Origin of the sequence: Alicyclobacillus kakegawensis NBRC 103104, assembly GCF_001552655.1 — a bacterium.
Lineage (GTDB): Bacteria > Bacillota > Bacilli > Alicyclobacillales > Alicyclobacillaceae > Alicyclobacillus_G > Alicyclobacillus_G kakegawensis.
This window is the reverse complement of sequence record NZ_BCRP01000002.1, coordinates 56,259-82,670: the sequence shown is the minus strand read 5'-3', so window position 1 is coordinate 82,670 and position 26,412 is coordinate 56,259. Positions and strand designations below refer to the sequence as shown.

The 26,412-nt window shown below is 62.9% G+C and carries 20 protein-coding genes and 1 other annotated feature; of the genes, 3 read left to right on the top strand and 17 right to left on the bottom strand.

Going from position 1 to position 26,412, the window contains the following annotated elements:
• Position 1 precedes the first annotated feature (1 nt).
• From AK2_RS01910 to tyrS, 5 genes are all read right to left on the bottom strand, one after another.
• A complete protein-coding gene (locus AK2_RS01910) occupies positions 2–850 on the bottom strand; it encodes an NAD+ synthase (protein WP_067930761.1) in 849 nt (282 codons plus the stop codon).
• A complete protein-coding gene (locus AK2_RS01905) occupies positions 847–1,713 on the bottom strand; it encodes a nitrilase-related carbon-nitrogen hydrolase (protein ID WP_067930758.1) in 867 nt (288 codons plus the stop codon). Before AK2_RS01905 ends, AK2_RS01910 begins: the two co-directional genes overlap by 4 nt.
• A 108-nt stretch (positions 1,714–1,821) precedes the next feature.
• Positions 1,822–2,922 carry a phosphotransferase gene (locus AK2_RS01900; RefSeq protein ID WP_169794716.1) on the bottom strand — a complete coding sequence of 367 codons (1,101 nt, stop codon included), beginning with the start codon at positions 2,920–2,922 and terminating at the stop codon, positions 1,822–1,824.
• Complete coding sequence (locus tag AK2_RS01895) at positions 2,853–3,839, bottom strand: LysM peptidoglycan-binding domain-containing protein (protein WP_067930752.1); 987 nt, start codon at positions 3,837–3,839, stop codon at positions 2,853–2,855. Before AK2_RS01895 ends, AK2_RS01900 begins: the two co-directional genes overlap by 70 nt.
• A 158-nt stretch (positions 3,840–3,997) precedes the next feature.
• Positions 3,998–5,242, bottom strand: coding sequence for a tyrosine--tRNA ligase (gene tyrS, locus AK2_RS01890; protein ID WP_067930749.1), 1,245 nt, complete (start codon positions 5,240–5,242; stop codon positions 3,998–4,000).
• Between the two features lie 72 nt (positions 5,243–5,314).
• Positions 5,315–5,533: a binding site (T-box leader), on the bottom strand.
• A 113-nt stretch (positions 5,534–5,646) separates the two neighbouring features.
• On the opposite strand from tyrS, the gene AK2_RS01885 reads away from it, so the two are divergent.
• Complete coding sequence (locus AK2_RS01885; RefSeq protein ID WP_067930747.1) at positions 5,647–8,538, top strand: transglycosylase domain-containing protein; 2,892 nt, start codon at positions 5,647–5,649, stop codon at positions 8,536–8,538.
• A gap of 110 nt (positions 8,539–8,648) precedes the next feature.
• On the opposite strand, the gene AK2_RS01880 is transcribed toward AK2_RS01885, so the two are convergent.
• Complete coding sequence (locus tag AK2_RS01880) at positions 8,649–11,063, bottom strand: endonuclease MutS2 (RefSeq protein ID WP_245632722.1); 2,415 nt, start codon at positions 11,061–11,063, stop codon at positions 8,649–8,651.
• A gap of 78 nt (positions 11,064–11,141) precedes the next feature.
• On the opposite strand from AK2_RS01880, the gene AK2_RS01875 reads away from it, so the two are divergent.
• Positions 11,142–11,489 (top strand): phage holin family protein, encoded by a 348-nt coding sequence (locus AK2_RS01875; RefSeq protein ID WP_067930746.1) that lies wholly within the window; start codon positions 11,142–11,144, stop codon positions 11,487–11,489.
• Between the two features lie 76 nt (positions 11,490–11,565).
• Here AK2_RS01875 and AK2_RS01870 read toward each other — a convergent pair whose 3' ends face one another.
• The 8 genes from AK2_RS01870 to hutU all read right to left on the bottom strand — a co-directional run bounded on the left by AK2_RS01870 (position 11,566) and on the right by hutU (position 22,089).
• Complete coding sequence (locus tag AK2_RS01870; RefSeq protein ID WP_169794715.1) at positions 11,566–12,087, bottom strand: CvpA family protein; 522 nt, start codon at positions 12,085–12,087, stop codon at positions 11,566–11,568.
• 24 nt (positions 12,088–12,111) lie between these two features.
• Positions 12,112–12,411, bottom strand: a complete 300-nt coding sequence (locus tag AK2_RS01865) for a cell division protein ZapA (RefSeq protein ID WP_067930740.1) — start codon at positions 12,409–12,411, stop codon at positions 12,112–12,114.
• A gap of 131 nt (positions 12,412–12,542) precedes the next feature.
• Positions 12,543–14,996 carry a phenylalanine--tRNA ligase subunit beta gene (gene pheT / locus AK2_RS01860; RefSeq protein ID WP_067930738.1) on the bottom strand — a complete coding sequence of 818 codons (2,454 nt, stop codon included), beginning with the start codon at positions 14,994–14,996 and terminating at the stop codon, positions 12,543–12,545.
• A 32-nt stretch (positions 14,997–15,028) separates the two neighbouring features.
• On the bottom strand, positions 15,029–16,108 hold the full coding sequence (gene pheS, locus AK2_RS01855) for a phenylalanine--tRNA ligase subunit alpha (RefSeq protein WP_067930735.1): 1,080 nt from the start codon (positions 16,106–16,108) through the stop codon (positions 15,029–15,031).
• Between the two features lie 517 nt (positions 16,109–16,625).
• Positions 16,626–17,822 carry an MFS transporter gene (locus AK2_RS01850; RefSeq protein ID WP_067930732.1) on the bottom strand — a complete coding sequence of 399 codons (1,197 nt, stop codon included), beginning with the start codon at positions 17,820–17,822 and terminating at the stop codon, positions 16,626–16,628.
• A gap of 320 nt (positions 17,823–18,142) precedes the next feature.
• Complete coding sequence (locus AK2_RS01845; protein WP_067930729.1) at positions 18,143–19,132, bottom strand: agmatinase family protein; 990 nt, start codon at positions 19,130–19,132, stop codon at positions 18,143–18,145.
• Complete coding sequence (gene hutI, locus AK2_RS01840) at positions 19,129–20,415, bottom strand: imidazolonepropionase (protein WP_281180606.1); 1,287 nt, start codon at positions 20,413–20,415, stop codon at positions 19,129–19,131. The genes AK2_RS01845 and hutI overlap by 4 nt, the downstream gene beginning before the upstream one ends.
• Positions 20,416–20,439: 24 nt before the next feature.
• Positions 20,440–22,089 (bottom strand): urocanate hydratase, encoded by a 1,650-nt coding sequence (gene hutU, locus AK2_RS01835; RefSeq protein ID WP_067930723.1) that lies wholly within the window; start codon positions 22,087–22,089, stop codon positions 20,440–20,442.
• 441 nt (positions 22,090–22,530) lie between these two features.
• On the opposite strand from hutU, the gene AK2_RS01830 reads away from it, so the two are divergent.
• Complete coding sequence (locus tag AK2_RS01830) at positions 22,531–23,913, top strand: purine-cytosine permease family protein (RefSeq protein WP_067930720.1); 1,383 nt, start codon at positions 22,531–22,533, stop codon at positions 23,911–23,913.
• Here AK2_RS01830 and tenA read toward each other — a convergent pair.
• Genes tenA through AK2_RS01815 form a run of 3 tightly spaced genes read right to left on the bottom strand, consistent with a single transcriptional unit; the run spans position 23,886 to position 26,386 of the window.
• The gene (gene tenA, locus AK2_RS01825; RefSeq protein ID WP_067930717.1) at positions 23,886–24,563 is read right to left on the bottom strand and encodes a thiaminase II; all 678 of its coding nucleotides are present in this window, start codon (positions 24,561–24,563) and stop codon (positions 23,886–23,888) included. The genes AK2_RS01830 and tenA overlap by 28 nt on opposite strands.
• Before the next feature lie 42 nt (positions 24,564–24,605).
• Positions 24,606–25,436, bottom strand: coding sequence for a carbohydrate ABC transporter permease (locus tag AK2_RS01820; protein ID WP_067930714.1), 831 nt, complete (start codon positions 25,434–25,436; stop codon positions 24,606–24,608).
• Positions 25,436–26,386, bottom strand: coding sequence for a carbohydrate ABC transporter permease (locus tag AK2_RS01815; protein ID WP_083520749.1), 951 nt, complete (start codon positions 26,384–26,386; stop codon positions 25,436–25,438). The genes AK2_RS01820 and AK2_RS01815 overlap by 1 nt, the downstream gene beginning before the upstream one ends.
• Between the last annotated feature and the right edge of the window lie 26 nt (positions 26,387–26,412).

The following is a 26,412-nucleotide window of genomic DNA, read 5'->3' as shown; positions in this document are numbered from 1 at the left end:
CTCACAACCCCCAATCGCGCAGATAGCGGAAATCAATCCCTATCGTCCGTCCCGACACCTTCGCAATCAGCGGGGTACGCCGCTTGTATTGGTTGCGCCTGACGCGCTCCGCCAACCGCCGCACCAGCTCCTCATCGTAGCCAAGTTCGACCAGTTCCCGCACCGACATCCGTTGGTCCACCAACTGGTACAGGATCTCGTCGGCGTCGTCGTAGGTGAAGCCCAGTTCCTTCTCGTCCGTCTGGTCTTGCCAAAGGTCGGCGCTCGGCGCTTTGTCCAAAATCGCCTTGGGCACCCCGACAGCGGCGGCCAGTTGCCGCACCTGACACTTGTAGAGATCGCCAATCGGGTTGAGCGCGCTGGCCATGTCACCAAACTGGGTGCCGTACCCAAGCAGCAGCTCCGTCTTGTTGCTCGTCCCCAGCACCAGCGCCCCCAGGTGTGCCGAGAGGTCAAACAGGATGCTCATCCGTTCCCGCGCCATCTTGTTGCCCCGGCGCAGGGGGGTCGATGGGCCGACCAGGTCATCCATCATGTCAAAATAAGCATCCACCTGGGCAGTCACCGGCACCACCAAACTGGGCAGCCCCAGGTCGTCCACCACCGCCCTGGCGTCGCCGAGGCTGGCCGGGGAACTGGTTTTATATGGCATCAGCACCGCCTGCACGCGCTTAGCCCCCAATGCGCGAACGGCCAGATAGGCCGCCAGGGCTGAATCGATGCCCCCGGACAAACCCAGCACCACGCGCTGAAACCCGGCCTTCTCCGTCTCCTCGCGGATGAACGCCGTCAACGTCGCCACCGTCAAATCGGTGTTGAGCACGAGGCGTTCGCGAATCGCAGGCTTCATCCCTGCACCCCTCCGTTTCCAGCGCGGATGCGATCCAATTCGGCCCGCACCAAGTCCATCCGCTCATCCCGCAGCATAGGCGTCGTGTAACGGACTCTGCGCACCGCCCGCATATCCACGTCCGCCAGCAGCAGCGCCTCCTCCAGCACAGGGCCGTCGGCAGCAAACTCGCCGTCGGGCGTCAGCACGAACGAGCCGCCGAAAAAGTTGACGCCGTCCTCAAAGCCGACACGGTTGGCGAACACCACGTAGGCCCCGAACAAGCGCGCGTACACCTGTAGCAACTGGCGCCAAAAGGACTGCGATCCGAACCTGTCCTGGTCGCCCACGCTGCGCGCCGGACTGGACGACGGGACGAGCAGCAGCGAGGCGCCGTCCAAGGCCAGCAGATACGGGCTGGTCACATGCCACGCGTCCTCGCAGATCAGCATGCCGGTGCGGCCGAACCGGCCCGAAAACGCCGCGAAACGGTTGCCTCTGGCAAAATACCGGCCCTCATCAAACATGCCGTAGGTCGGCAAATACGCCTTCCTGTGCACCGCCGCCACCTCGCCGTCTTTGGCGTACACGGCCGCGACGTAAAACAGGTGCTCGTCCGATTCCTCGACAAAACTGAACACGGTGTCAATCCCGCGGCTCGCGTCGATGACCCGGACAATCTCCGGGTCATCCAGGCGACGGGCAACTTCCAGGGTTAAGTCCTGAACCTGGTAGCCAGTCAAACCCAGTTCCGGGAAGACCACCAACTGCGCTCCCCGATCCCGAGCCTTGGTTATCCATTCCATGTGCTTTTCTGCGTTATGTGCGATGTCCCCGAGAGTTGGCCGCACCTGGGCGACGGCCAGCTTGCCGCATTCGCGCACGCTTGTCACTCCTCTGTCGATGGCAACCGGACTTCGTCCGCCTTCAGTACGCCTTCCAGTATAAGATTGCCGGCAATCCAACGGCAAGCGGCCGCCGCCCCGGCGAGCTTAGCTCCAGGGGCGCGCCACCACGCGCCGCAGCTGGGTGGCGCCAAACCGTTCCCGATAGTCCTGCTGCCAGGCCAACCAGCGCTGGCGTTCCTTGTGCAAGGCGGCGGACACGCGCAGCCGCCCGCGCGCCGGTAAGCCCTGGCCGTACCATTCCGCCAAGGCCCGCACCAAGACGTCCGGAAACAAGAGAAGGCGCCAAGCGCGCTCCTCAGTCGATTCGGAGAGCGCAGCGGCTTGTTGATAGGCGTCCATCCACCGCCGCACCTCGGTCGCTCCGGGCGGGGCAAAGTACACACTGTGATTGAACAATTGCATCACGTCGACGAGCGGATCATCCCAGCCGGCACGGTCAAAATCAATCAGGGCGATGCGGCCCGCACACGGATCCTGGACCGCCTGCGATGCCTCCCGCTTCGATTGGCCCGACAGCCAGATCAGGTTGTGCGGCGCGGCGTCGCGGTGGCAAAAGGCGACGCCGGTTACGGGCTCCGCTGGGCCGACGGGACAAGCCCCGGCCATGGCGAACACCAGGCCGCGCGCCCGGGCCAAGGCGGGCCAGGCCGCCTCTGCCTGCGGCCAAACGCTGTGGAGCGTCCGCAGCTTGCCGGTCATCCGCGCGGCCAAGCCCGCGCGTTGCACGAAACTGGGTAGCGCCGACAGCCAGGACTGTGAGAGTTCGTGCAACTGAAGCAGCGTCCGCAACGCCGACAACCGTTCATCTGGGTTGGACAGGAGCACGTGACGGCCAGCCAACCATGGTTGGAGGTATCCCAACTGTCCATCCCAGCCACTGAGCATGCGGCCGCCGCGGGTGAAGACGGGCGCAGCCAAGGTCAGGGCCGGGGCGATGCCCTGGGCGAAGCGCGCCAGTTCCAGCAGCCGCCTCTGCCCATCGTGCCGGCCGGCGGGCTTCCAGATGTAGCGGCCGCCGCGGACGTCGACAACCCCCCAGACCGTCTTGATAGGCAGGATGCACAGCGGCTGGATGCCGTACTCCCGCGTGAGCAGCCGTACCAGCGCCGCATCGGTCATGGCCTGTCGGACGCGGCGTCGCCCTCTGGCCGTTCCGAAGGCGGCCGGGAATCCGGGTCCTCCCACAGGGCCGATTCCGAATCCCATGTCCAGGATGACGAGTCCTCGTCGTCCCAGTCGTCAGCCCACGCACCGGCGTAGGCCGCGTTGTGTGGCGGACCGCCCCAGTAGGGCGGGTTTGCGCTCCAGCGGTACGGGTAGTGGGTGTGCGGACCCTGATCTTGCATCCACCCCGGCGGCTGCGGCATCGGGTACGGATAGCCCCAGGGCGCCCCGGGCGGGTACATCGCGCCTGGATACGCATACCCGTAGTACGGCTGAGTGGGTTGTCCGGGATAGCCGGTTCCCGGCTCCGGAACCGCCGGATAGCCCGGCGGTGCGATGGGCGGCGCGGGGCCCTCCCAGTCGGGAGGCACGGGACCGGCGCCAGCCGCCGCACCCTGACCCGCTGGTTGCCAACCAGCCGCCCCGCCCCCAGCGGCGGCCGGTCCGGCAGCCACTTTGCCAGCGCCCGGCTGCGCTACGCCCGGCGAAGGTCCTGTGCCGGGTACATAGACGATGTCCCCCGGCTCCAGCGTCGGCTTGTGCAGCGTGTTCATCTGCTGCAATTGGGTCACCGGCACCTGATAGGCTTGGCTGATGGACTGCCACGTCTCGCCGGGCTGCACCACATGCGACCACACGAACCCGAAATAGGGCGGCACCGGCTCGCCGCTGGCCGGCGTCTGCACCGTCCCCGGCCCGGCCGCGGTCCAATCCGCAGCTTCGGCCGCCGCGGGCACGGCGGCCCCCGTCCCCGGCTGCCCCGGACCGCCGCCCGCCTGTCCCTTGTTCAGTTCCGGAATCAGGATGATAGAGCCCGGCTGGAGTTGATTTGGATCGCGAATTTGCGGATTGGCAGCCGTCAAAAGCGGCAAGCGGACGCCGGTCCGCTTGCTGATTTTCCACATCGTGTCGCCTTCGCGTACAACGTACTTCTTCATCCGTCCGCCTCCTAGATGTCGCCCCACCCCCGCGGCGACCGCCGCGGAGAGCAGCATTCTGCAACCAATATATGCAGGAGCCCAGCCGATGCCCAACAGCTGTTGAAGTTGGGCTCTCGGCCGGCGCCCGCGCGGGAGGCGGACGATAGGCTGTTCGGCTATCGCACGCGGCAGCGCGCAAACCGGCGCTTGCCAACCTGGATGACCATTCCGTCGCGGACCTCTACCTGCGCATCCACATCCTGCAGGCGCTCGCCGTCCACGCGCACCCCCCCTTGCTCAAGCAATCGCCGCGCCTCACTGCGGCTGACGGCCAGCCCCAAGTTCACCAGCAGCTCGACAATCCACACCGCTCCCGCGCCACATTCGACTTCGGGCACGTCGTCCGGCAGGCCGCCGGCTTGAAACACCTGTCGCCAGCGCGCCACCGCCTCGCGGCTCGCGTCCTCCCCGTGAAACCGGCGCACCAGCTCGCTGGCCAGGCGCATCTTCGCGTCGCGTGGGTGGAGGGAGCCATCCTTGAGACTGGCCTGAATACGCTCCAATTCCTCCAGCGGCACGTCGGAAACCAGTTCAAAATAGCGGGGCATCAGCTCGTCCGGAATCGACATGGCTTTGCCGAACATGGTGTGCGGGTCTTCCGCCACGCCGATGTAATTGCCAAGGCTCTTGGACATCTTGTTCACACCGTCAAGGCCCTCCAACAGCGGCATCATCAAGGCGACCTGCTGCTCTTGCCCAAATTCGCGTTGGAGGGTGCGGCCCATCAACAGATTGAACTTCTGGTCCGTTCCGCCCAGTTCTATGTCGGTCCGCAGGTGCACCGAATCATACGCCTGCATCAGCGGGTAGAAGAACTCGTGAATGTGAATCGGCCGGTTGTCCCGGAACCGCTTCTGGAAGTCTTCCCGCTCCAGCATGCGGGCCACCGTCAACGTGGAAGCGAGACGCACGACATCGGCGAACGTCAGGGGCGCCAACCAATCCGCGTTGTAGACGACCTCCGTCTTGTCGGGATGGAGGACTTTGAAGATTTGCTCCACGTACGTCTGCGCGTTGCTTTGCACCTCGTCTTCGCTCAGCTGCCGGCGGGTTTCCGACTTGTCGGTCGGATCGCCAATTTGGCCGGTGAAGTTGCCGATGACCAGGTGGGCCAGATGGCCGAGATCCTGAAGCTGGCGGATCTTTTGCAGCACCACCGTGTGTCCCAGGTGAATGTCCGGGGCGGTTGGATCCAGTCCCAGCTTGATGCGCAACGGCTGCCCCGTCGCCACCGACTGGCGCAGCTTGCGCACAAGATCCTCTTCCGGGACAATCTCTGCCGCACCGCGGCGGATAATGCGCAGTTGGCGGTCCACCTCCGCCTCCTGATCTGGTGTCAAGGACATCTTGTCCTCGGACATCGCCAAAACCCCTTTCCTGTGCTTCTCAGATGCTCGCCGTGAGGCAGGCGTCACGAAAAAATCCCCGTCCCCACACGGGACGAGGATAGACTCGCGGTACCACCCGATTTGTCCTCGACACCAAGGGATGTCGAGGACCGCTCATTGGCGAATAACGGAGCCACCGTCATCGACTGCCGCCGACGCGCCTCCCAGGCCGTAATTTCAGTGGCAAGCAGGACCGGTTTGCACCCCCCCACCGGCTCTCTGAACCTCGCCGGCCACCTACCGCAGCCTGTTCACGGGCTGTTTTCCGAGCTGAAGTTTGTGCCAGTATACCAAGCCATCCTCTTCACCGTCAATGGTTTGCCGGGTCTGTTGACTCCCACTATAATTAATCAGGATATTGGGGAGGAGGTATCCGCATGGGCGACACGCCGAAACGGCCACCGCGCGGACAGTTGGGCCGCCGGCATACGGGGTCCGACGAGCAGGCGCAAGCGGCACGCTCCCAACGGCCGCGTGGGCGCCGCATCGCCATCGCCATTGTAAAAATCACGGCGATGTCTGCGGCCTCGTTGATTGTCCTCGCGTTGGGCGCCGGCATTGGCTACGCCAAGTCGCTGCTGAAAGGCTTGCCCGCCATTTCTGCTGCGACTTTCGCCAACCTCAGCCAGCCGTCAGTCGTGTACGACCGCAACGGCCGAGTGATAGGGAAATTCGACAAGAACGGGGCGCGGCAGCCCATCTCATCCATCCGCCAGGTATCCAACAACCTCGTGGACGCTTTTGTGGCGGGAGAAGACAAGACCTTCTGGACGAACATCGGCATCAACCCCATGGCAATGGGCAGAGCGCTGGTGCAAGATGTGCTGCACCACCACATCGAAAGCGGTGCCAGCACCATCACCCAGCAGACGGTGAAACTGGCGGTGTTTCCGGAGCAACAACAGACCCTGCGCCGCAAGGTGCAGGAGATCGCCCTGGCGCTGAAACTCAACCACATCCTCACGAAACCGGAAATCATGACCGATTATATGAATTGGGTGTGGATGGGCAGCATGGGCGGACAGCAGGTTTACGGCGTCGAGGCGGCCTCGCAGATTCTCTTCAGCAAGAGCGCTAAAGACCTCAACCTTCCGGAGGCGGCTTTCCTGGCCGCGATTCCGAACAATCCAGCGCAGCTCACACCGTACCGCTATGACAAAAGCAAGCGGCGCTACGTGATCGACCCGTCACCGGTGATTCCCAGACAACGCTACATTCTGGAACAAATGTTGAAGAACAAGATGATCACCAAGGCGCAATACGAGGATGCGGTGTCGTACGACATTCGCAATGACCTGCATCTGCCGCCGAAAGTATCCATCCAGTATCCCTATTTGATGAAGAGCGAAATTGAACCCTGGGTGACACAGCAGCTGGTCAAGCAAGGGCTGTACCCCAACACGGCGGCGGCCGATGCGGCGCTCTCGACGGCAGGATACAAGATTTACACGACATTCGACCTGAATATCCAAAATCACATGGACCAAGTCCTGAAAGATCCGAAGTTTTACGCCGGCACCACGGCGACTCGGATAGACGCCCAAGGTAAGCCGCAGAAGAACCTGTTTGAGGCGGGAGCGGCGCTGATAGACAACCACACGGGAGCCATCGTGGCGCTTGGCGGCGGCAACGGCAAGAGCGAACTCGACCACTCCGATGTCCCGCGCCGGCCAGGTTCCGCCATCAAACCGCTGGTCGATTACGGACCCGCCCTTGACATGCACGCCATCACAGCCGCCACGCCGCTCATGGACGTGCCGGTGTCTTGGTACAAGGATGGCGATGTCCACGACGATGACAATCGCTGGCGCGGCGTGACCACCGTCCGCGACGCCCTGACCTACTCCTATAACGTGCCAGCCATCGTGGTGTTGCACGACATCGGGCCGGAAAACGGAACGAAGTACCTGGAAAAGATGGGCATTTACCCTGGAGAGAAGACCCTGGATGGCCGCGTCACCCTGACACGCGGCGATATGTCCAATTTATCGACGGCCATCGGCGGTCTCACCTACGGTCTGACCGTGCAACAGATGACCAGCGCCTACACCACGCTGGCCAACGAGGGTGTGTGGCACCAGTCCTACTTCGTGTCGAAAATCGTCGGACGCGATGGCGCGACCGTATACCAGGTGCATCCGAAGGTGAATAAGGTGTTCTCTCCGCAGGCCACCTTCATCCTGGACGACATGCTGCGGGATGTCGTGACGAAGGGGACGGCTTCCGCCGTGGGCGAACATTTTCCTTCTCAATACATTTACGGCAAGACAGGAACCACCGACGATGAATTCGACGGGTGGTTCGTGGGCTTCACCCAGGATTACACACTTGGCCTGTGGACCGGATACGATTACCAGCGCCACATCCCGTCCACCATTTACAACGAGAAGTTCACAATGTGGAACGACATCATGGATCCGCTGCTTCAGGAGCACCCGTCGACCAAGCCCTTGCCGCGTCCGTCCGGCCTGGTCCGTGTCACGGTCTGCAAGGCGTCCGGTGAGCTGCCGACAGCCTTGTGCAAAGCGGACAACGACGTGGAGACCGAGTGGTTCATCCAGGGCACGCAGCCGACTAAGACGTGCGACGTGCACGTCCAACTGCCGTATGTCGTGTACCACGGCAAGAAGTACCTGGCGACCACCAAGACTCCGGCCAACGAGATTCAGGTAGGCGTGTTCCTGAAACTGCCGTTCACCATACCGGCCGGCGTGCAGACAGAGATTGATTCCCAATTGGCACCGATCCAGCCGGACCCGCGCGGCGGCCGCGTGCTGTCCGAGTTATCCACTTCCGAGTTGGCCCAACGACCGGCTGCCCCGGCTGTGACGGCAGCCATCCGCAACGACGGTGTCTGGCTGCGCTGGTCGCGGGCCCAGGGGGCGTCTTCGTACAGCGTTTGGCGATCCGTCCAGCCCGACGGCCCTTATGTGAAAATCGCCGATGGGTTGACGGGCACCCAGTATCTGGACAAGACGGTGCCCCAGACAACAGGGAACGTGTATTATCGCGTCTACGCGACCACGGCGTCTGGTCTGTCGACGCCCTCCAACACGGTGGTCGTCCAAGCCATCCCGGGAGGAAACCCCGGTGACAACACAGGAGCCAACAGCACCGGTAACGGACTGGCGGGAGGGGGCGGCAAAAACGCGGACAACACCCCCTCACCGCCGGGCGCAGAGTCGCGGCCACCGGGGAATGCCGAGGCAGGCGGGGGATCAGGGGAAACAAATTCAGCTCCCCCGCCTGGAGAAAGCGGCGCGCACTGACTTCGGGGCGCGCCACCTCAAAAAGCCACACCACATCCGAAAATGCCGGGGGGCTTGCCCAACGTGCCGAAGGCACTTGGCCAAGCCCCTCTACGTTGGCAAACGCGCCGCTACAGGGCCAGGGTGACGACTGTGGCTCCGTCTCCACCCTCTCCCGGGCCGCCGGGGGCCCAGGAACTGACGTGGCGATGGGCGCTGAGGAAACGGCGGACGCCGTCGCGCAGGGCGCCCGTTCCCTTGCCATGGATAATCGTCACCCGTGGCAACCGGGCCACCACCGCGTCATCGAGGTACTTGTCGAGCCTGTGCACCGCTTCGTCCACCGTCTCGCCGCGTACATCCATCTGCAGCGGCACCGACTTCACGGCGCTGCGGCGCACGCCGGTGGACTTTGGCGCTTGCGCCGGGCGATTCAGCACCTCGACCTCGCCCGCCGCCACCTTCATCCGTAACAACCCGAGCTGCACCACCAGTTCTCGCCCGTCGGCGGAAACCTCCAGCACTTCCCCTTTTTGCCCCACCGAGGGGACACGCACCAGCGTGCCCGGGACAAGCGCCCCCACATCGGCCGCAGGCGGCGTGGACACAGCCCTCTCGCCCGGCTCGGGCCGCGCTTGCTCCAAACGCTTGCGCAGCGCCACCAGCTCATGGTCCTTGACCACCTCAGCCCGCAGTTGCCGCAACTCCTGGATGACCGATTCAGCCTCCCGACGAGCGGATTCGAGAATCCGTTCCGCCGCGGCTGTGGCGGCCGCCTGCTGCTGCCTCGCCTGTTCATCCAAATCGCGTGTCCGGCGTTCCCAGTCTTCTCGCAGCTTCTGGGCCTGCGCTTGCTCCTGCGCCGCTTGCTGCAGGGCCCGCTCCGCCTCTTTGCGCGCTGTCTCCATCTTGGCGATGAGGTCCTCCATTTGCACGTCCGTGTCCGCTATCCCTTGCCTCGCCCGCTCAATCACCGCCTCCGGCAGACCCAGCCGAGCGGCGATAGTCAGCGCGTTCGAGCGCCCCGGCACGCCCATGCGCAGGCGATAGGTGGGACGCAGGGTGTCGACATCGAACTCGACGCTGGCGTTCATGGCCGACGGGTGGGAGAAGGCGTACGCCTTCAATTCAGGATAGTGCGTGGTCGCCACGACGCGACTGCCGCGGGCGTAAAACTCGTCCAAGATGGCCATCGCCAGGGCCGCGCCCTCGGACGGATCGGTCCCCGCTCCCAGCTCGTCGAGCAGCACGAGGCTATGTTCGCCCGCCGTTTGCAGCATGGAAACAATGTTGCGCATGTGCGAAGAAAAGGTGGACAGGCTCTGCTCGATGCTCTGCTCATCGCCGATGTCCACACAAATCTCGCGGCACCAAGCGACCTCGCTCGGCCCCTGGGTGGGCAGAAAACAGCCACACATCGCCAACAGGGTGAGCAGCCCCACCGTCTTCAGGGTTACCGTCTTGCCACCGGTGTTCGGGCCGGTGATGATGAGCAACCGAAACGATTCCCCCAGGCTCATGTCGAGCGGGACCGCTTCCCCGCGGGGTAGCAGTGGATGGCGGGCGCGACGCAGGCGCCAGACGCCGTCCCGGCGAATGGTGGGACGCTGGGCTTCCTCGTGCCGGGCCCACTCAGCCTTGGCAAACCAACTGTCCAGGCGGGCGACCACCTCCAGGTTCTCCTCGCAGACGTCCGCGACCCCGCCGACGGCCTGCGACAGTTCGTGGAGGATGCGCTCGATTTCACGCTCCTCCTCCACAGCCAGCCGCTCCGCGCGCTGGTTCTGTTCGACCACGGCCTGGGGTTCAATGAACACCGTCGCCCCGGAGGCTGAGTAGTCCCGGATGATGCCGCGGATCTGGTTTTTGAACTCCACCCGAACCGGCAGACAGAGACTGTTGCCGCGCATGGCAACGACGGGCTCCTGCAAGATTTTCGCGTGCGAGCGGAGGAAGCCGTCCAGCACCTCGCGGACGCGCGCTTGGATGGCGCGGCGCTCACTGCGCAACCGGCGCAGGGCGGAACTGGCCTGGTCCAGGACGGTGCCGTCCACATCGATGGCGTGGCGGATCTGCTCCTCGACAGCGCGCGTGGGCGTCAGCCTCTGCGCTGCGCCAGTGAGGGATGGCCAGGACGCCCCGTGCCGTTCCATGAACTGGCGGATGCGCCGCACCGCCTGCATGAAGTCGGCGACGGCCACCAACGACTCGGGGCTGAGCGTGCCGCCAATGCGTACGCTGCGCAGACTGCCGCGCACGTCGGTGACGCCGGCAAACGGAGGCGGCCCAAACCGCAACAGCATTTGCAGAGACTCGTCCACGGCGGCCAGTTCCCGCTCCGCATCCTCGGGCACGCTGAAGCAGCGCAGGGCCGACAGCCGTTCCCGGCCAAGAGAGGTTGCCGCGCGCTCCGCCATCCGCTCGATGACCTTGTCGAATTCAAGTAAGGTATATGTTCGTTCGTCCATGCTGGTTTCGTTATCCTCGCTTCCGGCGCCGCCGCGCCGCCATCCGGGCAGCGGCCCGACGGCGTCCAATGGTCGCAAGTTCCAACCCATTGTAGCACATGAGCCAGGCAGGTTGCGGACAGCCTATGAGTACAACGCATGGAAAGGAGGAGCGGCATGAACTGGCTGGGAACGATTGTCCGCTTCATCGTATCCGCTCTGGTCCTGATGTTTGTCGGCTTTTTGGTGCCCGGGTTTGCGGTCGTGAACTTCTGGACTGCACTGGTGGCTGCCGTCGTCATCGCCCTGTTGGGTTGGGCTGTGGAAGCCCTGTTTGGGCGCCGAGTTTCTCCATACGGACGAGGATTGGTCGGGTTCATCGTCAGTGCAGTCATCATCTACCTGACCCAATTGGTGGTGCCGGGGATGCGCGTCACCATACTGGGGGCGTTGCTGGCCTCGCTGGTGATTGGCATCATCGACTTGTTCGTTCCGACGGAGTTCCGCCGCAGCCGTGACACCTGAGCCCGCTGGGGCGAAAACAGCTGTTGAGTCGAAAGGAGACGATCCCGATGGACCGGATCGTCTCTGTTCTTCTCCGCTATGTCCTCTCCACCGCCGTAGTCTGTGTCTGCCCGTAGGGGGCAAAGTGCCGTTCCTCAAACCAGCTGGCAATCGCCGAATGGTTCAGTTCCTGCTGCAGCCGCGGGTTTTGCACATAGTGCAGGACCAAAGTCAGCACATACACCACGGCGAGCGCCAACACGGCGCCGGCTAAAAGCCCTGCCAGCCGATTGAGCGTGGAGAGTACAGGGAGCCGGAACAAGGTGTCCATAGCGCCAATCAACACCCGTATCACGAGAAGAATCACCACGAAGGCCAGGAAGAAGGCGATGGCGCCGTTGACGTCTCCAAGCCACTGGCCCAATCCGGGTCCAACCGGATTCGACGCGCCACGCAGGGGCCCAATCAACTGGGCCAGGTACGGACGTGCCCACATCGCTCCTGCGTAGGCGGCCACCACGCCCGCCAAGCGCATCACGGTACGAAAGAGCCCCTGCCGATAGCCTCGAATGGCACCGACCACCACGATGACCGTCACAATCAAATCAAACAGGTCCAAGCGCACACCCCGCTCCTGGCTGCATCAACGATTTTCACCGGGGCCGTCGGACTCCTTCGTGGCGGCAGCCGTCTGGTCGTCCAACAACGCCAGCAGTTCCTCGTATTCATTCTGCAGACGAATCAGTTCATCCGCCAGATTGATAGCCGCGAGCACGGCCACACGCCGCGATTCGAGCTGGGGGTTTGCCTTGGCCACCTGCTCCATCACCGCGTCCACCTTGTCCGCCACCTGGCGCAGATGAGCCACGGATGCATTTCCGCGGAGCGTATACTCAGTGCCAAGAATGAAGACGCGCGCGCGGTTTACCTCTTCTTTTGCCACGGATAGCCCCCCATCGAATGAGCATGCGTTTCATCCCTCATGGTTACAAGGTTCGTGCAAGGATGGCCAAACTCCTGCTCAAGCGCTCGCTTTCGCGCGGCCCCGCCATTGGACCCGGTCCGGCTTTTCTCTCAGCCGCGCAGGCGGGCGCCAAACGCCTGCTCCCACGCCCGGAGTATGGCCCGCTCGACGGCTTCCGTTTCCTCATCCGTCAGTGTCCGCTCATCCGATTGGTATGTGAACGCCACCGCGACGCTTTTTTGGCCCTCCGGCACACCCGGGCCGACATAGACGTCAAACACGCGACAGTCTTGCAGGATGTCGCCAGCTTGTTCGGCCGCCTGAGCCGCCTTGGCCAACAACTGCGCACTGGACACCGCTTGCGGCACCAGCACCGCCAGGTCGCGGCGGACAGCCGGATACCGTGGCAAGGGTTGCGCCTTCCAAGCGCCGCCAAGGCACTCATCCACCTTGTCCAGGTCAAACTCCGCGTAAACCGCCCCGCCTATCCCCAGCCGCTGCGCGGTTTCGGGATGCAGTTCGCCGACGGTTCCGACCTTTATCTGCCCGTCAATCCATACGCCGGCTGCGCGGCCTGGGTGCAGCCAGGGCGCGTCCGCGTCTTGAATCGGCACAAAGGCAGCCCGCAATCCCAATCCGAGGCTGGTCAACCAAGCTTCCAACACGCCCTTGGCGTCGTAAAAATCGTACGCGCGCCCCGCCTGCCACAACCGCACCGCCTGCTCACCAAACCACAGCCCCGCCCATTGCTGGCGTTCCAGCGGCTGCTCCCGCAGCGGCAGCTCGCGCGGCCAGTAGACCCGTCCGATTTCGAATATGCAGCCGCCTGTCATGCCGTGGCTGAGGTTGTACGCCGCCACCTGCGCCAATCCGGGCAGCATGTGCGTGCGCAAGGCAATCCGCTCGTCGGACATCGGCCGCAAGAGCGGGATCATCTTCCGGTAAAAGGAATCCTCGGCCAGCCGCAGGGCGTTCAGTTGGTCTGGATGCCCCAGGGTGTAGGTGAACACTTCGTTCATCCCCAGCCCGGCCAAGGTCTCGCGCGTCCACTTGCGCAGCCGCTGCGCCTGTGTCCGCATCCCGACCGTCGTCGGACCCACCGGCAGAGTTGCCGGGATGTCGTCGTAGCCGTGAATGCGGCCAATCTCTTCCACCAAATCCGCCTCCAGACGGATGTCGGCCCGCCGCGTCGGCACTCCAACCTGCCACTTTTCCTCCGACAGCTGTTGGACGGAGAAGCCCAGGCGGCGAAAAATCGCAGCCATCTCCGCTGCTGCCACATCGGTACCGAGCAGCTGATTGGCTCGCCGGGGCGAAAAATCGAGCAACGGCGGCTGCGCCGGCCGCTCCTGCTCGGCGCACACGACGCCGCCCACAGGCGCGGCGCCCGCCAACTCCTGCAGCAACTGGCGGGCACGCAGCAATGCGCCGCGGACAGCGACCGGATCGATCCCCTTTTCAAAGCGCTGCTGCGCCTCCGAACGCAGCCCCAGCCTTTGTCCGGTCCGCCGCACGCTGGCCGCGTCAAAAGCGGCCGATTCGACGACCACCCGGCGCGTGGACGCGGTGATCTCGGAATTTTCCCCGCCCATGACGCCGGCGATGCCGATGGCCCGCTCGGCATCGGCAATGACGATGACATCCTCGTCCAATACGCGTTCCTGCCCGTCCAGCGTCGCCAATCGCTCCCCCGGCTGCGCTTGGCGCACGACGATGGTCCCCCGCCGCACTTGGTCGAAGTCGAACGCGTGCAGCGGCTGCCCCCATTCCAGCATCACGTAGTTGGTGATGTCGACGACCACATCAATTGGACGCACCCCCATCGCCAACAGGCGCATCTGCATCCACAGCGGCGACGGCCCGCCGGCGACACCAATCATCACCTGCGCCTCATACCGGGGACAGCGGGGTGTTCTGAGCTCTATCCGCACGGGGGACGCGCCCGCATCCAGCACTTCGTCCCCCAGATGCGGTTCCAGAAAGCGCAGCGGCCGCTCCAAAAGCGCCGCCACCTCGTACGCCAGCCCGCGCAGCGACAGGCAGTCGCTGCGGTTTGGCGTCAGGCTGAGGTCGAGGATGACGTCGTCGAGCCCCAACAACGACGACACGTCCGCGCCCACCGGGGCGTCCTCTGGCAACAGGTACAGCCCCTCCGTCTGGGACTTGGGGAGCCAGCGCACCTCCAGCCCAATCTCCTTAGCGGAACACAGCATGCCCTGCGACTCGACCCCACGCAGCTTGGCCTGGCTGATTCGTCCGCCCGGCAACTCGGCCCCGACCAAAGCCGTGGGCACCCTTTGTCCCGGGGCGACGTTGGGCGCACCGCAGACAATCGTCAACAAGGCGTCCTGTCCCACGTCCACCGTGCAGACCTTCAGCCGGTCCGCATTGGGGTGCGGACCACACGTCACCACACGCCCGACGACCACCCGGCGCAGCCGTTCCACACGTGGCCTGACAGACTCCACCTCAATGCCGGCGCTGGTCAGGGCATCAGCCAGCGCTTGCGGCGAGACTCCGCCTAAATCGACATATTCGGACAGCCATTGATACGAGACTCTCATACCTTTCTCCCCTCATCCTCGACAGGCGTCGCTCAAAAGACAGACGAGAACTGGCGCAGCAGCCGCAGGTCGTTCTGATACAACAGGCGGATGTCTTCAATCCCGTACTTCAACATGGCAATTCGCTCGGGACCCATGCCGAACGCGAAGCCGCTGAACTCGCGGCTGTCGTACCCCGCCCCGTTCAGCACATGCGGATGGACCATGCCGGCGCCGAGGATCTCCAGCCAGCCGCTGTGCTTGCACACCCGGCAGCCGCGGCCGCCGCAGTTCGTGCAGCGGACGTCCACCTCGGCGCTTGGTTCTGTGAACGGGAAGAAGCTGGGGCGCAGGCGCACCTCCTGATTGGGACCGAAGATAGCCCGGGCAAACTGCTCCAACGTTCCTTTCAAGTCGCTCATGCGGACGCCCCGGTCGACGACCAGACCCTCAATCTGGTTGAACGCGTGCGAATGCGTGGCGTCATCCTCGTCCCGCCGATAGACCCGCCCCGGGCAAATCACCTTGATGGGCGCAAACGGGCGCATTTTCTCCATCGTCCGCACCTGCATCGGGGATGTCTGGGTGCGCAGCAACAGCTCCTCGGTCAGGTAGAATGTGTCCTGCATATCGCGCGCCGGGTGGTCTTTGGGGATGTTCAACATCTCAAAATTGTAGTGATCCGTCTCCACCTCGGGGCCTTCCACGATGGAGAAGCCCATGCCCAGAAACACGTCCTCAATTTCAGTGATCACCCGCGTCAAGGGGTGGATGGTCCCACGGGCAGGCGCGCGCCCGGGCAGGGTTACGTCGATATGCTCCTGACGCAGGCGGGCGAACAGCGCCAGTTCCTCCACCCGCTGCCTGGCACGCCCGAGTCGGTCTTGCAGCACCCGCTGGGCCTCATTCACCACCTGCCCAAGGCGCGGTCGTTCCTCTTTGGGCAATTCTCTCATCTGCCGGGAAACCTGAGCCAGCAAGCCCTTCTTGCCCAGGTATTGCACCCGCCACGCCTCCAGCCGCCGGCTCGCGTTCTCGGCGTCGGGCGCCGACTCACTCTCGATTTCTTCCAGCTCACGCAGGGCGGCGGCGCGAATGTTGTCGATATCCGCCTGCAACTGTTCCGTATTCATCCCGAATTTTCACCAGCCTTCCCAAGGGACACAAAGGTCCAAACGTGCTCGTGCCGCAAAAAAAGCAACTCGCCCCAAGGGACGAATTGCTCGCGGTACCACCCTTTTTGACCTGCCGCGCGTGACAACCCAATGTCCGCATCGGTACGCGCACAGGCCCACCTCGTTCCGGATAACGGATCCGCCCCGGCCAGCCCTACTCCCGCTTCTACCCTGGTTCGCTTCGCGGCGCTGGCCCCGCCATCAGACGGGCGCCGTCAGCCATCCTGGTCCTAGCGGACGGTTTCAGACTGGCAGCTCCAGGGTGAACTTCACACAGGACGCCTCCCTGGCGCGCTCTCAGTCCAAGGCGCCGCCTCCCTGGCAGAGGGCCTCCTGCGCTACTCTCCCCTTCACAGCCGTTCGCAGTTTTTTGGGTCCACCTCATCGGCACGCTGTTCTTTATAGTATACGGGAAGGCGTCAGACAAGGCAAAAGATCCGGTGATGGAGACCGCCAGGTTTCGGCAGGCGAGGCGTCAACCTGTTCGTTGAATCCGCAGATGGTGTTGAATCCTCATCTCCACCACCCACGCCACAACCAGCAGGAAGGCAATCAAGCCAATCACACCTGGCCACCGGAACCGGCTCCAACACAGCCCTCCACAAGCGCCCACAATACTGGAGCCGGCATAATAAAACAGCAGGTAAAGGGATGAGGCCTGGGCCCGAACCTGGTGAGCCAATTGGCCCACCCAGCCGCTGGCTACGGCGTGGGCACCAAAGAAGCCAAACGTGAACGCGCAAAGTCCCACGAGTTTCATCCACAGCGTGGGAAACAGCGTGGTCAGGCAGCCGACCAGAGCGATGGCCACGGCCGTGCGCAGCGCCCTGCCACGCCCCCATCGCTCAGCCAGGCGGCCCATCCAAGCTGAGCTGACGGTCCCGGTCAGGTACACCATGAACAAAAACCCGACCACCGTCTGACTGAGTCCGTAAGGTGGCTCCATCAGCAGGTAACTGAGGTAGTTATACATGGTTACGAAGCCACCCATCAACAGAAACCCCAACAGATAGATACAGCGCAACGCCGGATTGCAAAGGGCCTGGACAAACCGGCGCCACATCTCCGCCGTGCTGACCGACTGTGGCGTGAAATGCGCCGGCTTGGGCAGCCACAGCCAAAACAACGCTGCCAGCGCCAAGCCGATGACCCCGATGGCCGCTATCGCCAGCCTCCAGGAGTACATGTCGGTCAATACGCCCGTCGCCAATCGCCCCACCATGCCGCCGACAGACGTTCCACTGACGTACAGCCCCATGACCGGCGCCACCGAAGCCGGGTGAAATTCCTCACTCACATAAGTCATGGCAATCGACGGAAATCCTGCCAGAACGACGCCCTGGAGCGCGCGTAAGATCACCAGCAACGCAAAACTCGGCGCCGCCGCCACTGCCAGACACAAAAAAGAGGATAAGAGCAGGGACAGGGCCATGACTCGCTTGCGCCCGAACCTGTCGGAGACCCCGGATACAACCATCATGGCAAGCGCCAAAGCGCCCGTCGCAGCGGACAGGGAGAGGCTGGCTACCGCCGGACTGACTTGATAGTCACGAGACAAAAGAGGCATCACGGGTTGTGTAGTGTACAACACAGCGAACGTAATGAAGGCTCCGGCAAACAACGACAAAGTTGCGGACCGATACCCCGGTTGCCCGCGCTGGATATAAGACACCCGAAAGACTCCCTTCGCTGCTAGTATTGTGACACAATGCGCCACTGTACTCAACGAGCGAGGGTTGCCAATGAGTCTCGGCTATCCGGTGTCGCTGCTGTCCGGACGGGTCATGCGAGATGACGGAACCTATGGCCCTGAATTTGATCACACGCTGAGAGGATGACAAAAGCCGCCGGGCCGCGTGCGGCAATGGCCTCAGCCGGGCCCGGCGGCGCGCAATGGGCCGCGCTCCTTCCAAACGGAACTCGACTCAACGGAACTCAACTCAGAACTGGCCTGACCAGGTCCCACGCCTGCGCGAAACCGCCACCGCCCGCCTACACGTCCCCCGACGGTTCTGGTGTGTCCGGCCTTAACGCCACCCCGGTCATGAAGGAGAGTGCCAGGTGGGCGGCCACGCGCGTCGTCAGGTCGCGCACATCCTGGGTGGGGTCGGCGCAGACGATGTCCATCATGGCCGCTTGCGACTGAGCGCCAAGCCATTCCAGAACCTCCACCGCTTCCCACACCTGCAGGCCACCGGGACTGGGGGCAGGCACGCCCGGCACGACGCTCTGGTCCATCACGTCCATATCGAAACTGATGTAAACCATATCCGTGCCACGACTCGCCGTGCGCCACGCCTCCTCCACCACGGCGGCCAATCCCCGCCGCCGCACCTGGCGCGCCGTGATCACGCTGACCCCGTGCGCCAGCACATACTCGTGATACGCCTTGGCGTTCACAAAATCGCGCAGCCCAATCTGCACAATATGCTCGCCCTTCACCCGTCCTGACTCAAGCAGGGTGCGAAACGGTGTGCCGTTGTGGCGTCCGCCGTCCTCCAGGTTGCGTACGTCGTGATGGGCGTCAAAGTGAACGATTCCGATGCGGCGTTCGGTCGCCCGCGCCAGTCCGAGCACCGCGCACCCAGTCGTCGAGTGGTCGCCGCCAAACATCACCAACGGCACCTGATACGTGCTCCAATAGGACGCAACCGCCCCTTCGATGGCCTCGTGGCAACGAGCCAGGTCCGTCAGGTGCATGCGCACGTCGCCCAGGTCCACCATCCGCAGCCGCTGCGATAGGTCCAGGCGATGATGGACACTGTACGGCGTCAAGGATTGGAACGCCGAACGAATGGCCGCAGGCAACTGAAACGCCGCTGAGTGGCTGATGGACGTTTTGCTGAGCGGCGCGCCCAGCAAGGCCAGGTCAAACGCCGCTCGGTCCGCATCGCCCTCGGGGTAGGGCTGAATCCAATCCGCCACTTTCGGGTCCAGATGGTCGCGAAAGCGCCAACCGGGACGCTGCACGTGAGAAATCACCGGCCTCCACCTCTTTCGTCCAGCACGCGGCCGGATTGAACGACCGGGATCCCGCGCTTGAACACCGCCTCGACGTGGTTGACGCCGAAGTGATACGGAATGTACGCCAGCTCATCCGTGTTCCAGATGCAGAGGTCCGCCTGCTTGCCCACCTCGATGGTACCGACGAGGTGGCCGCGTCCAACGGCGTAGGCGGCGTTGCGCGTGACCGCGGTCAGGATTTCTTCCGGCGTCATCCTGTACAGGTTGGCCGCAAAGGCCATGATCAACTGCAGCGATTCGGTCGGACAACTGCCAGGATTGTAGTCAGTGGCCAGCGCCACTGCCCCCTCCGCCTGGTCAAGGATGAATCGGGCGTCCGCCGGTTTCGCCCCCAGGTTCCACGAGGTTCCCGGCAGGAGTACGGCAATCACGCCAGCTTGGGCGCAGGCGGCCAGCCCTGCCCGCGACGCGTTGATGACGTGGTCCACGCTGGTCGCCCCGAGTTCCGCCGCCAGCTCGGCACCGCCCAGGGCCTCGATTTCGTCGGCGTGTATCTTCAGCGCAAACCCCTTCTCTTTGCAGGCCTGGAGAAAACGGCGGCTCTGGGCGACCGAAAACACGCCTTCCTCGCAGAAAATATCGCAGAACTCCGCCAACCCCTGGGCGCGCACTTCGTCCGCCAGCTCCAACATCAAGTCGAGGAATGTGTCCGGGTCCTCCCGGAACTCGGGAGGCAGGGCGTGGGGGCCGAGAAAGGTGGACACCACATCCACCGGCTGCGCGTCGTTCAGCGCACGGGCGACGCGCAGCTGGCGAAGTTCCGTGTCCTTGTCGAGGCCATAGCCACTTTTGGCCTCCACCGTCGTCACACCCTGCTCCAGCATGCGCGCGAGCGAGACCTTCGCCTGTGTAAGAAGCTCCTCCTCGGCGGCCTGCCTCGTCGCCCGCACCGTTGCGAGAATGCCTCCGCCTTGGCGCAGAATGTCCAGATACGGCACGCCGTCCAGCTTGAGACTCAGTTCGTTCTCGCGTGACCCTGCATGCACCAGGTGGGTGTGCGGATCAACCAGACCCGGCGTGACCAGGCGGCCGTCTGCGTCGACCGTTGTCTTGGCCTCCAGCCGCGCACCATCCGCCGCCGCAGCGTCGCCTACGAACGCCAGCTTCCCGTCCTTGACACCGACCACGCCGCCCTCGACGTAGCCCACATCCCGCATCGTCCGCCCGCGCCGCGGACCTTCTCCACCCGCCAAGGTGGCCAAGCGACCGTTGCGAATCAACAGGTCCACTTGCATGCACACATCCCCCCTGCCATTCACACACCTTCACTGCCACATCGGAATCTTCACGCCGCGCTCCTTGGCCACCCGCTCGGCCTTGTCGTAACCCGCGTCGACATGGCGAATGATGCCCATGCCCGGGTCGGTCGTGAGCACGCGCGCCAACTTGCGTGCCGCCCTGTCCGATCCGTCCGCCACCACGACCATCCCGGCGTGAATCGAGTATCCCATGCCGACGCCGCCACCGTGATGGACCGAAATCCAGCTGCCCCCGGCCGCCGTGTTCACGAGCGCGTTGAGGATGGGCCAATCGGCCACCGCGTCGCTGCCGTCCTTCATCGCCTCGGTCTCGCGGTTCGGGCTGGCGACCGATCCGCAATCAAGGTGGTCACGCCCAATCACAATCGGCGCCGAGATCTCGCCGCTTTTCACCCGTTCGTTGATGGCCAGACCCAGGCGCGCACGTTCCCCGTAGCCCAGCCAGCAGATGCGCGCCGGCAGGCCCTGAAACTGCACCTTCTCGCGCGCCAGGGAAATCCATCGCCGCAGGTGTTCATCCTCAGGAAACAGCTGCAGCACCAACTCGTCCGTCTTGTAGATGTCTTCCGGATTGCCCGAGAGTGCCGCCCAGCGGAAGGGGCCTTTCCCCTCGCAGAACAGGTCCCGGATGTACGCCGGCACAAAGCCCGGAAACGCGAAGGCGTCCGTTACTCCCTCGTCATACGCCACCTGACGGATGTTATTACCATAGTCAAACACCGTGCTGCCCAGCTTCTGCAGCTCCAGCATCGCCCGCACGTGCGCGGCCATGCTCGCCTTGGCCCGGCGGATATACTCCTGTGGTTGAGAGTGACGAAGACCGACCGCGTCGGCCAGGGAGAGGCCCGCCGGAACGTAGCCGTTGAGCGGGTCATGCGCAGAAGTCTGGTCCGTGACAAAGTCGGGCACGACCCCGCGCCGCACCAGCTCCGGCAGCACCTCGGCCGCGTTGCCGAGGAGCCCAATGGAAAGCGCCCTCCCTTCCCTCTTCGCGGCCTCCGCACGCGCCAGAGCGTCGTCGAGCGAGACGGCCATTTCGTCCAAATACCCGGTCTCCATGCGCCGGCGAATGCGCTGTTCGTCCACCTCGACGACAATGACCACGCCCTCGTTCATGGTCACCGCCAACGGCTGCGCACCGCCCATGCCGCCCAGCCCGGCGGTCACTGTAAGGGTCCCCTTCAAGCTGGGCAATCCCCGCTTCTGGGCGGCCGCGGCAAACGTCTCGTACGTCCCCTGCAAAATCCCTTGGGATCCGATGTATATCCACGATCCGGCCGTCATCTGCCCGTACATGATCAACCCTTTTTTCTCTAACTCGCGAAAGTGGTCCCAATTGGCCCAGGCAGGAACCAGCATCGAGTTGGACAAAAGCACGCGCGGCGCGTCCTCGTGCGTCCGGAACCTGCCAACCGGCTTCCCGGACTGAATCAGGAGCGTCTCGTCATTCTCCAGCTCCCGCAGGTTGCGGACGATGGCGTCAAAACAGCCCCAGTTGCGAGCGGCCTTGCCGATGCCGCCGTAGACAACTAATTCCTCCGGCCGCTCCGCCACCTCTTTGTCCAGGTTGTTCATCAACATTCTCAGCGCCGCTTCCTGCTCCCAACCTTTGCACTGCAACTCGCTGCCGCGCGGCGCGCGGATCTCCCTCGCCATGGCGTCGACCTCCTGTACTCATGCTGACACACCCGTCCTGTCCCCACGCGCAGGGTGCCAGGCCTTGATGAATCTGGACACACGGGATGCGCGTTGCGTCGAAACCCGCGATACGCCTTTTGCCCTAGAGGGTACGCCAGCCGGTACGGACCGTAAATGGATGGGGTTGCGGTTTGCGAGCAGAAATTTGCGAGGACGAGAAAACGTGCGGCTGGACGACCCCGGGCTCTCTACACGTCCATCATGTCAACATCCATGCCTGTAATCCACTGTTGTCGCTTTCCTGTTCTGTTAGACACAGGTTCGCAAAAAATTACCGATCCACCGCAAATATTGCCAGAGACGGCCGTGAGATATCGTCTTACAATGTGCATACGTACTATGATTTCGACTCTTCAAGCCAAACTCACGTGCCGCCAGACACACCAAGGGGGGCTCGCCATGCACATGGAACAGCGCAGCATTGAGTATATCCCGGAAGCGGAGCGCCACGGCAGCGTACGCAATCTATTCAACATCTGGTTCTCAGCCAACGCCCAGATTACCACGGTCGTGACCGGGGCGCTCGCGACCGTCCTCGGCCTCAACCTGTGGTGGGCCCTCATCGCCGTTGTCGCCGGCAACGCCGTCGGCGGGATATTCATGGCCTACCACTCCGCACAGGGCCCGAAGCTGGGCGTCCCACAGATGATTCAGAGCCGGGCGCAATTTGGAGTCATCGGCGCCGTGTTGCCGTTGGTCTTGGTCATCGTCATGTACCTTGGTTTTTTCTCCACCAGCTCCGTGCTCGGCGCCCAGGCCCTGGCCTTGGCCCTACAGGTCCCGCAGAACCTGAGCCTCGTGATTGTCAATCTGGCGGCCGTTCTCCTTGTTACTTTTGGGTACGATCTTATTCACCGCTATGAGCGGGTGGTGGCCGTCCTCTTCTTGCTCTTGTTTATATATCTTACTGTCCGTTTGCTGCAACAGCCGTTTCCAACGCACATGGCCGAGCCCGGCTTCTCGTGGGGGCCGTTCCTGCTGGTGTTGTCCATCATGGCGTCGTGGCAGCTCACCTATGCCCCGTACGTCGCGGATTACTCACGCTACCTACCGAGCCGCACATCCACAAGAGCGACGTTTTGGTACACGTATCTGGGATCCGTCATCGGCAGCAGCTGGATGATGATCCTTGGCGCTATGGCAGGTGTCATCGCCCCCAAGGAGTCCCAAGAAATGGTTGCTTATTTGGGAAACTTGGCCGGAGCGGGTGCGGATATCGCGGTCTATCTGTTGATTATGTTGGGCGTGCTCGCCATCAACACCCTCAATTTATATGGGGGCTTCATGTCCGTCGCGACGACCGTCAGCGCTTTTGCTCCCTGGAGGGCGACACGGACAGCGCGGCTCCTGTTCATTGTCTTGGTGGCCACGGCCGGTACCGCCATCGCCATTTGGGGGCAAGGCAACTTCCTCGACAACTACTCAAAGTTCCTGCTGCTGTTGCTGTATTTCATGATTCCGTGGACGGCCATCAATCTGGTCGACTTCTATCTGCTGCGCCGGGGTCGATACAACATCGACGCGATTTTTGACCTGCACGGGGAATACGGAAAGGTCAACTGGATAGCGATTCTGGCTTATGTGGTGGCTGTATTAGTCCAGTTCCCGTTCATGAACACAGACCTGTACGTGGGCGTGCTGGCCAGACATATGGGCGGCGCCGACATCGCGTGGATAGTCGGACTGCTGGTAGCTGCCGCCCTGTACTATTTCCCGATGAAATCACGCTTAGGTTTCAACGCAACCATGCTGAATCAGGAGACAGGCCATCCGGACATGTGATAGGCTGCATCCCAAAACATGTATTCGAACCGGCTGGCGGTGACGAAGCGGTCAGACAGACGCCGGCGCCGCCAATCCGGCGCGCCTTCCGCCAGCTCATCCAAGCATGCCCGCAACCACGTCGTCAACTCGCCAAACCGTGGGTCTGCGTATTGTTCAATCCAGGAGCGATACAGCGAATCGGGCGGCAAACGATTCGACTCAGCCAGACTGCAGCCTACTTCCCAGTACAACCAGGCGCAAGGCAAAAGCGCGGCCAGTAGTTCCGCCAGGTCTCCGTGAGCGGCCGCATCGAGGACATACTTGGTATAGGCAACCGTGACAGGCGCGGACTCGGTCCTCTCCAACTCCTCCGGTGAGATGCCAAACCGGGCCGCGTAGCCCCTATGCAGGTCCATTTCCCGATTCAAGGTTGATTCGAGCAGTCCCGCAAACCGCCTGGCCCACTCCAGTTTTGGCGCCTTGATGACCGCCCAGGCAAACAGCTTGCTGTAGTCGATGAGGTATACATAGTCCTGCAAGATATAAAACCGGAATTTATCCACATCCAGAGTTCCTTCGCCTAACTCGCGCACAAACGGATGCTGATGGGCCGCCTGCCAGATGCTGCGCGCTTGTTCATGCAACCAATCGGTCACCTTCTGCCCCATCCACCTAACCTCCCCGTAGGATTCGCGCTTACACCTACTCTCTTACCCTTTCACCGCCCCGCTGGTCAACCCACTGACAATCCACTTGCGGAACAGAATCACCAACGCCACAACCGGAACCAGGGAGACCACGGACCCGGCGAAAATCGTTCCATAGGGTACATTGTACTGGCCGCTGAACAGGGCGATGCCGACCGGAATGGTGCGCATGTTGTCGGACGAATTGAACACAAGCGCCATAAAGAACTCCGTCCACGCCGCCACAAACGTGAAGACCGCCGCCGTGAACAACCCGGGCCGGGTCAACGGCAGGAAAATGCGCCAAAACGACTGGAACACGGTCGCACCGTCGACCGTGGCCGCCTCCAGCAAGGCTCCGGGCACCTGGAGAAAGTAGTTGCGCAGTATCCACACCGCAAACGGCAGGTTGAACGCCGTATAGGGAATGATGAGCGCTTGATACGAGTTGAGCCAACCCACGCTGCGCAGCAGCATGTACAGGGGGGTGACGATGGCAATGGGCGGAAACATGGAGATGACAAGCAGCATCACCATCAATGTGCCCTTGCCCCGAATCGGCAGACGCGCCACGGCAAAACCAGCCATACTCGCCAACGCCAACACACAGAATGTGCTGGCGACCGAGACAATCACGCTGTTACGGATGTACCCGGCAAATCCGTAGCGGCTAAAGGCGTCGTGATAATTGCTGAAGGTAAACCGCTCTGGAATGAATGTAGGTGGGTATTGGCTGAGCTCCAAGGGCGACTTGAACGACGTCAATAACATCCATACAAACGGCAACAAAATCAAGATCAGGAACAGAATGAGGACAACGTACCCCAGCGCCGTGCGACTTCGCGACTGGACCATCAGGCTCCCTCCGTTTCAACCATCGATCGAAACGCGGACAGGAACACCAGGCAGACTATCAGCACCATGACCACCGTACTGACCGCGACGGCTGTGCCCGGGCCAAAGTGCAGGTTTTGGAACAGTGTCTCGTAGCCAAGAATCGCCAGCGACTCGGTGGCGGTCCCAGGTCCCCCGTTGGTCAGCACAAACGGCAGGTCGAACACCCCGAAGGCCTGCAGAATGCGGAATAACCCGGCCAGAGCGATACTCCCGCGCAACATGGGGAGAGTCACACGCCAAAACGCGTGCCAGCGGTTGGCGCCGTCCATGTAAGCCGCCTCATGATACTCGTCCGGGATCATCTGTAAACCAGCTAGTAAAATAATCACAACAAACGGAGTCGTTTTCCAGATATCGGCCACCATCATGGCGGCAATCGCCAAGCCCGGGGAGCCCAGCCAGGCCACTGGCCCGCCAATCAGGTGCAGCGCTTGCAAGATGGCGTTCAGTACACCATACACACCGTTGTAAATGTAAGCCCACATCTGAGCCGAAATGACTGTGATCAGCGACCAGGGAATCAACATGATGACCAGGGACAGGTCCTTGAGCCGACGCACCCCGTTGATGGCCAGGGCAATCAGCGTGCCCAAGATGAGCTCGACCGCCACCGTGACGACGGCATAGTACACTGTGAACCATACACTGTGCCAAAACACGCGGCTGCCCGCCAGCACCCGGTAATTGGCGAGCCCGGTGAACGACAGCGCAAACCCGTTGGTCTCCAGATGGACATCGTTGAGGCTCATCCAAACCGAATAAAGAATGGGAAACAATGTGACCGCCGCAATCACGACAGCCATCGGCAACAACATGCTGTAGCCGGCCCGGCGTTGGTTCCGCAATAGGCGGACGCGCCGGCTGGGCGGCCGGACTACTCCGGACGAGAGAGTCTGATGCATCGCCATGGTTCACTCCCCTAATCCTCCGGCAG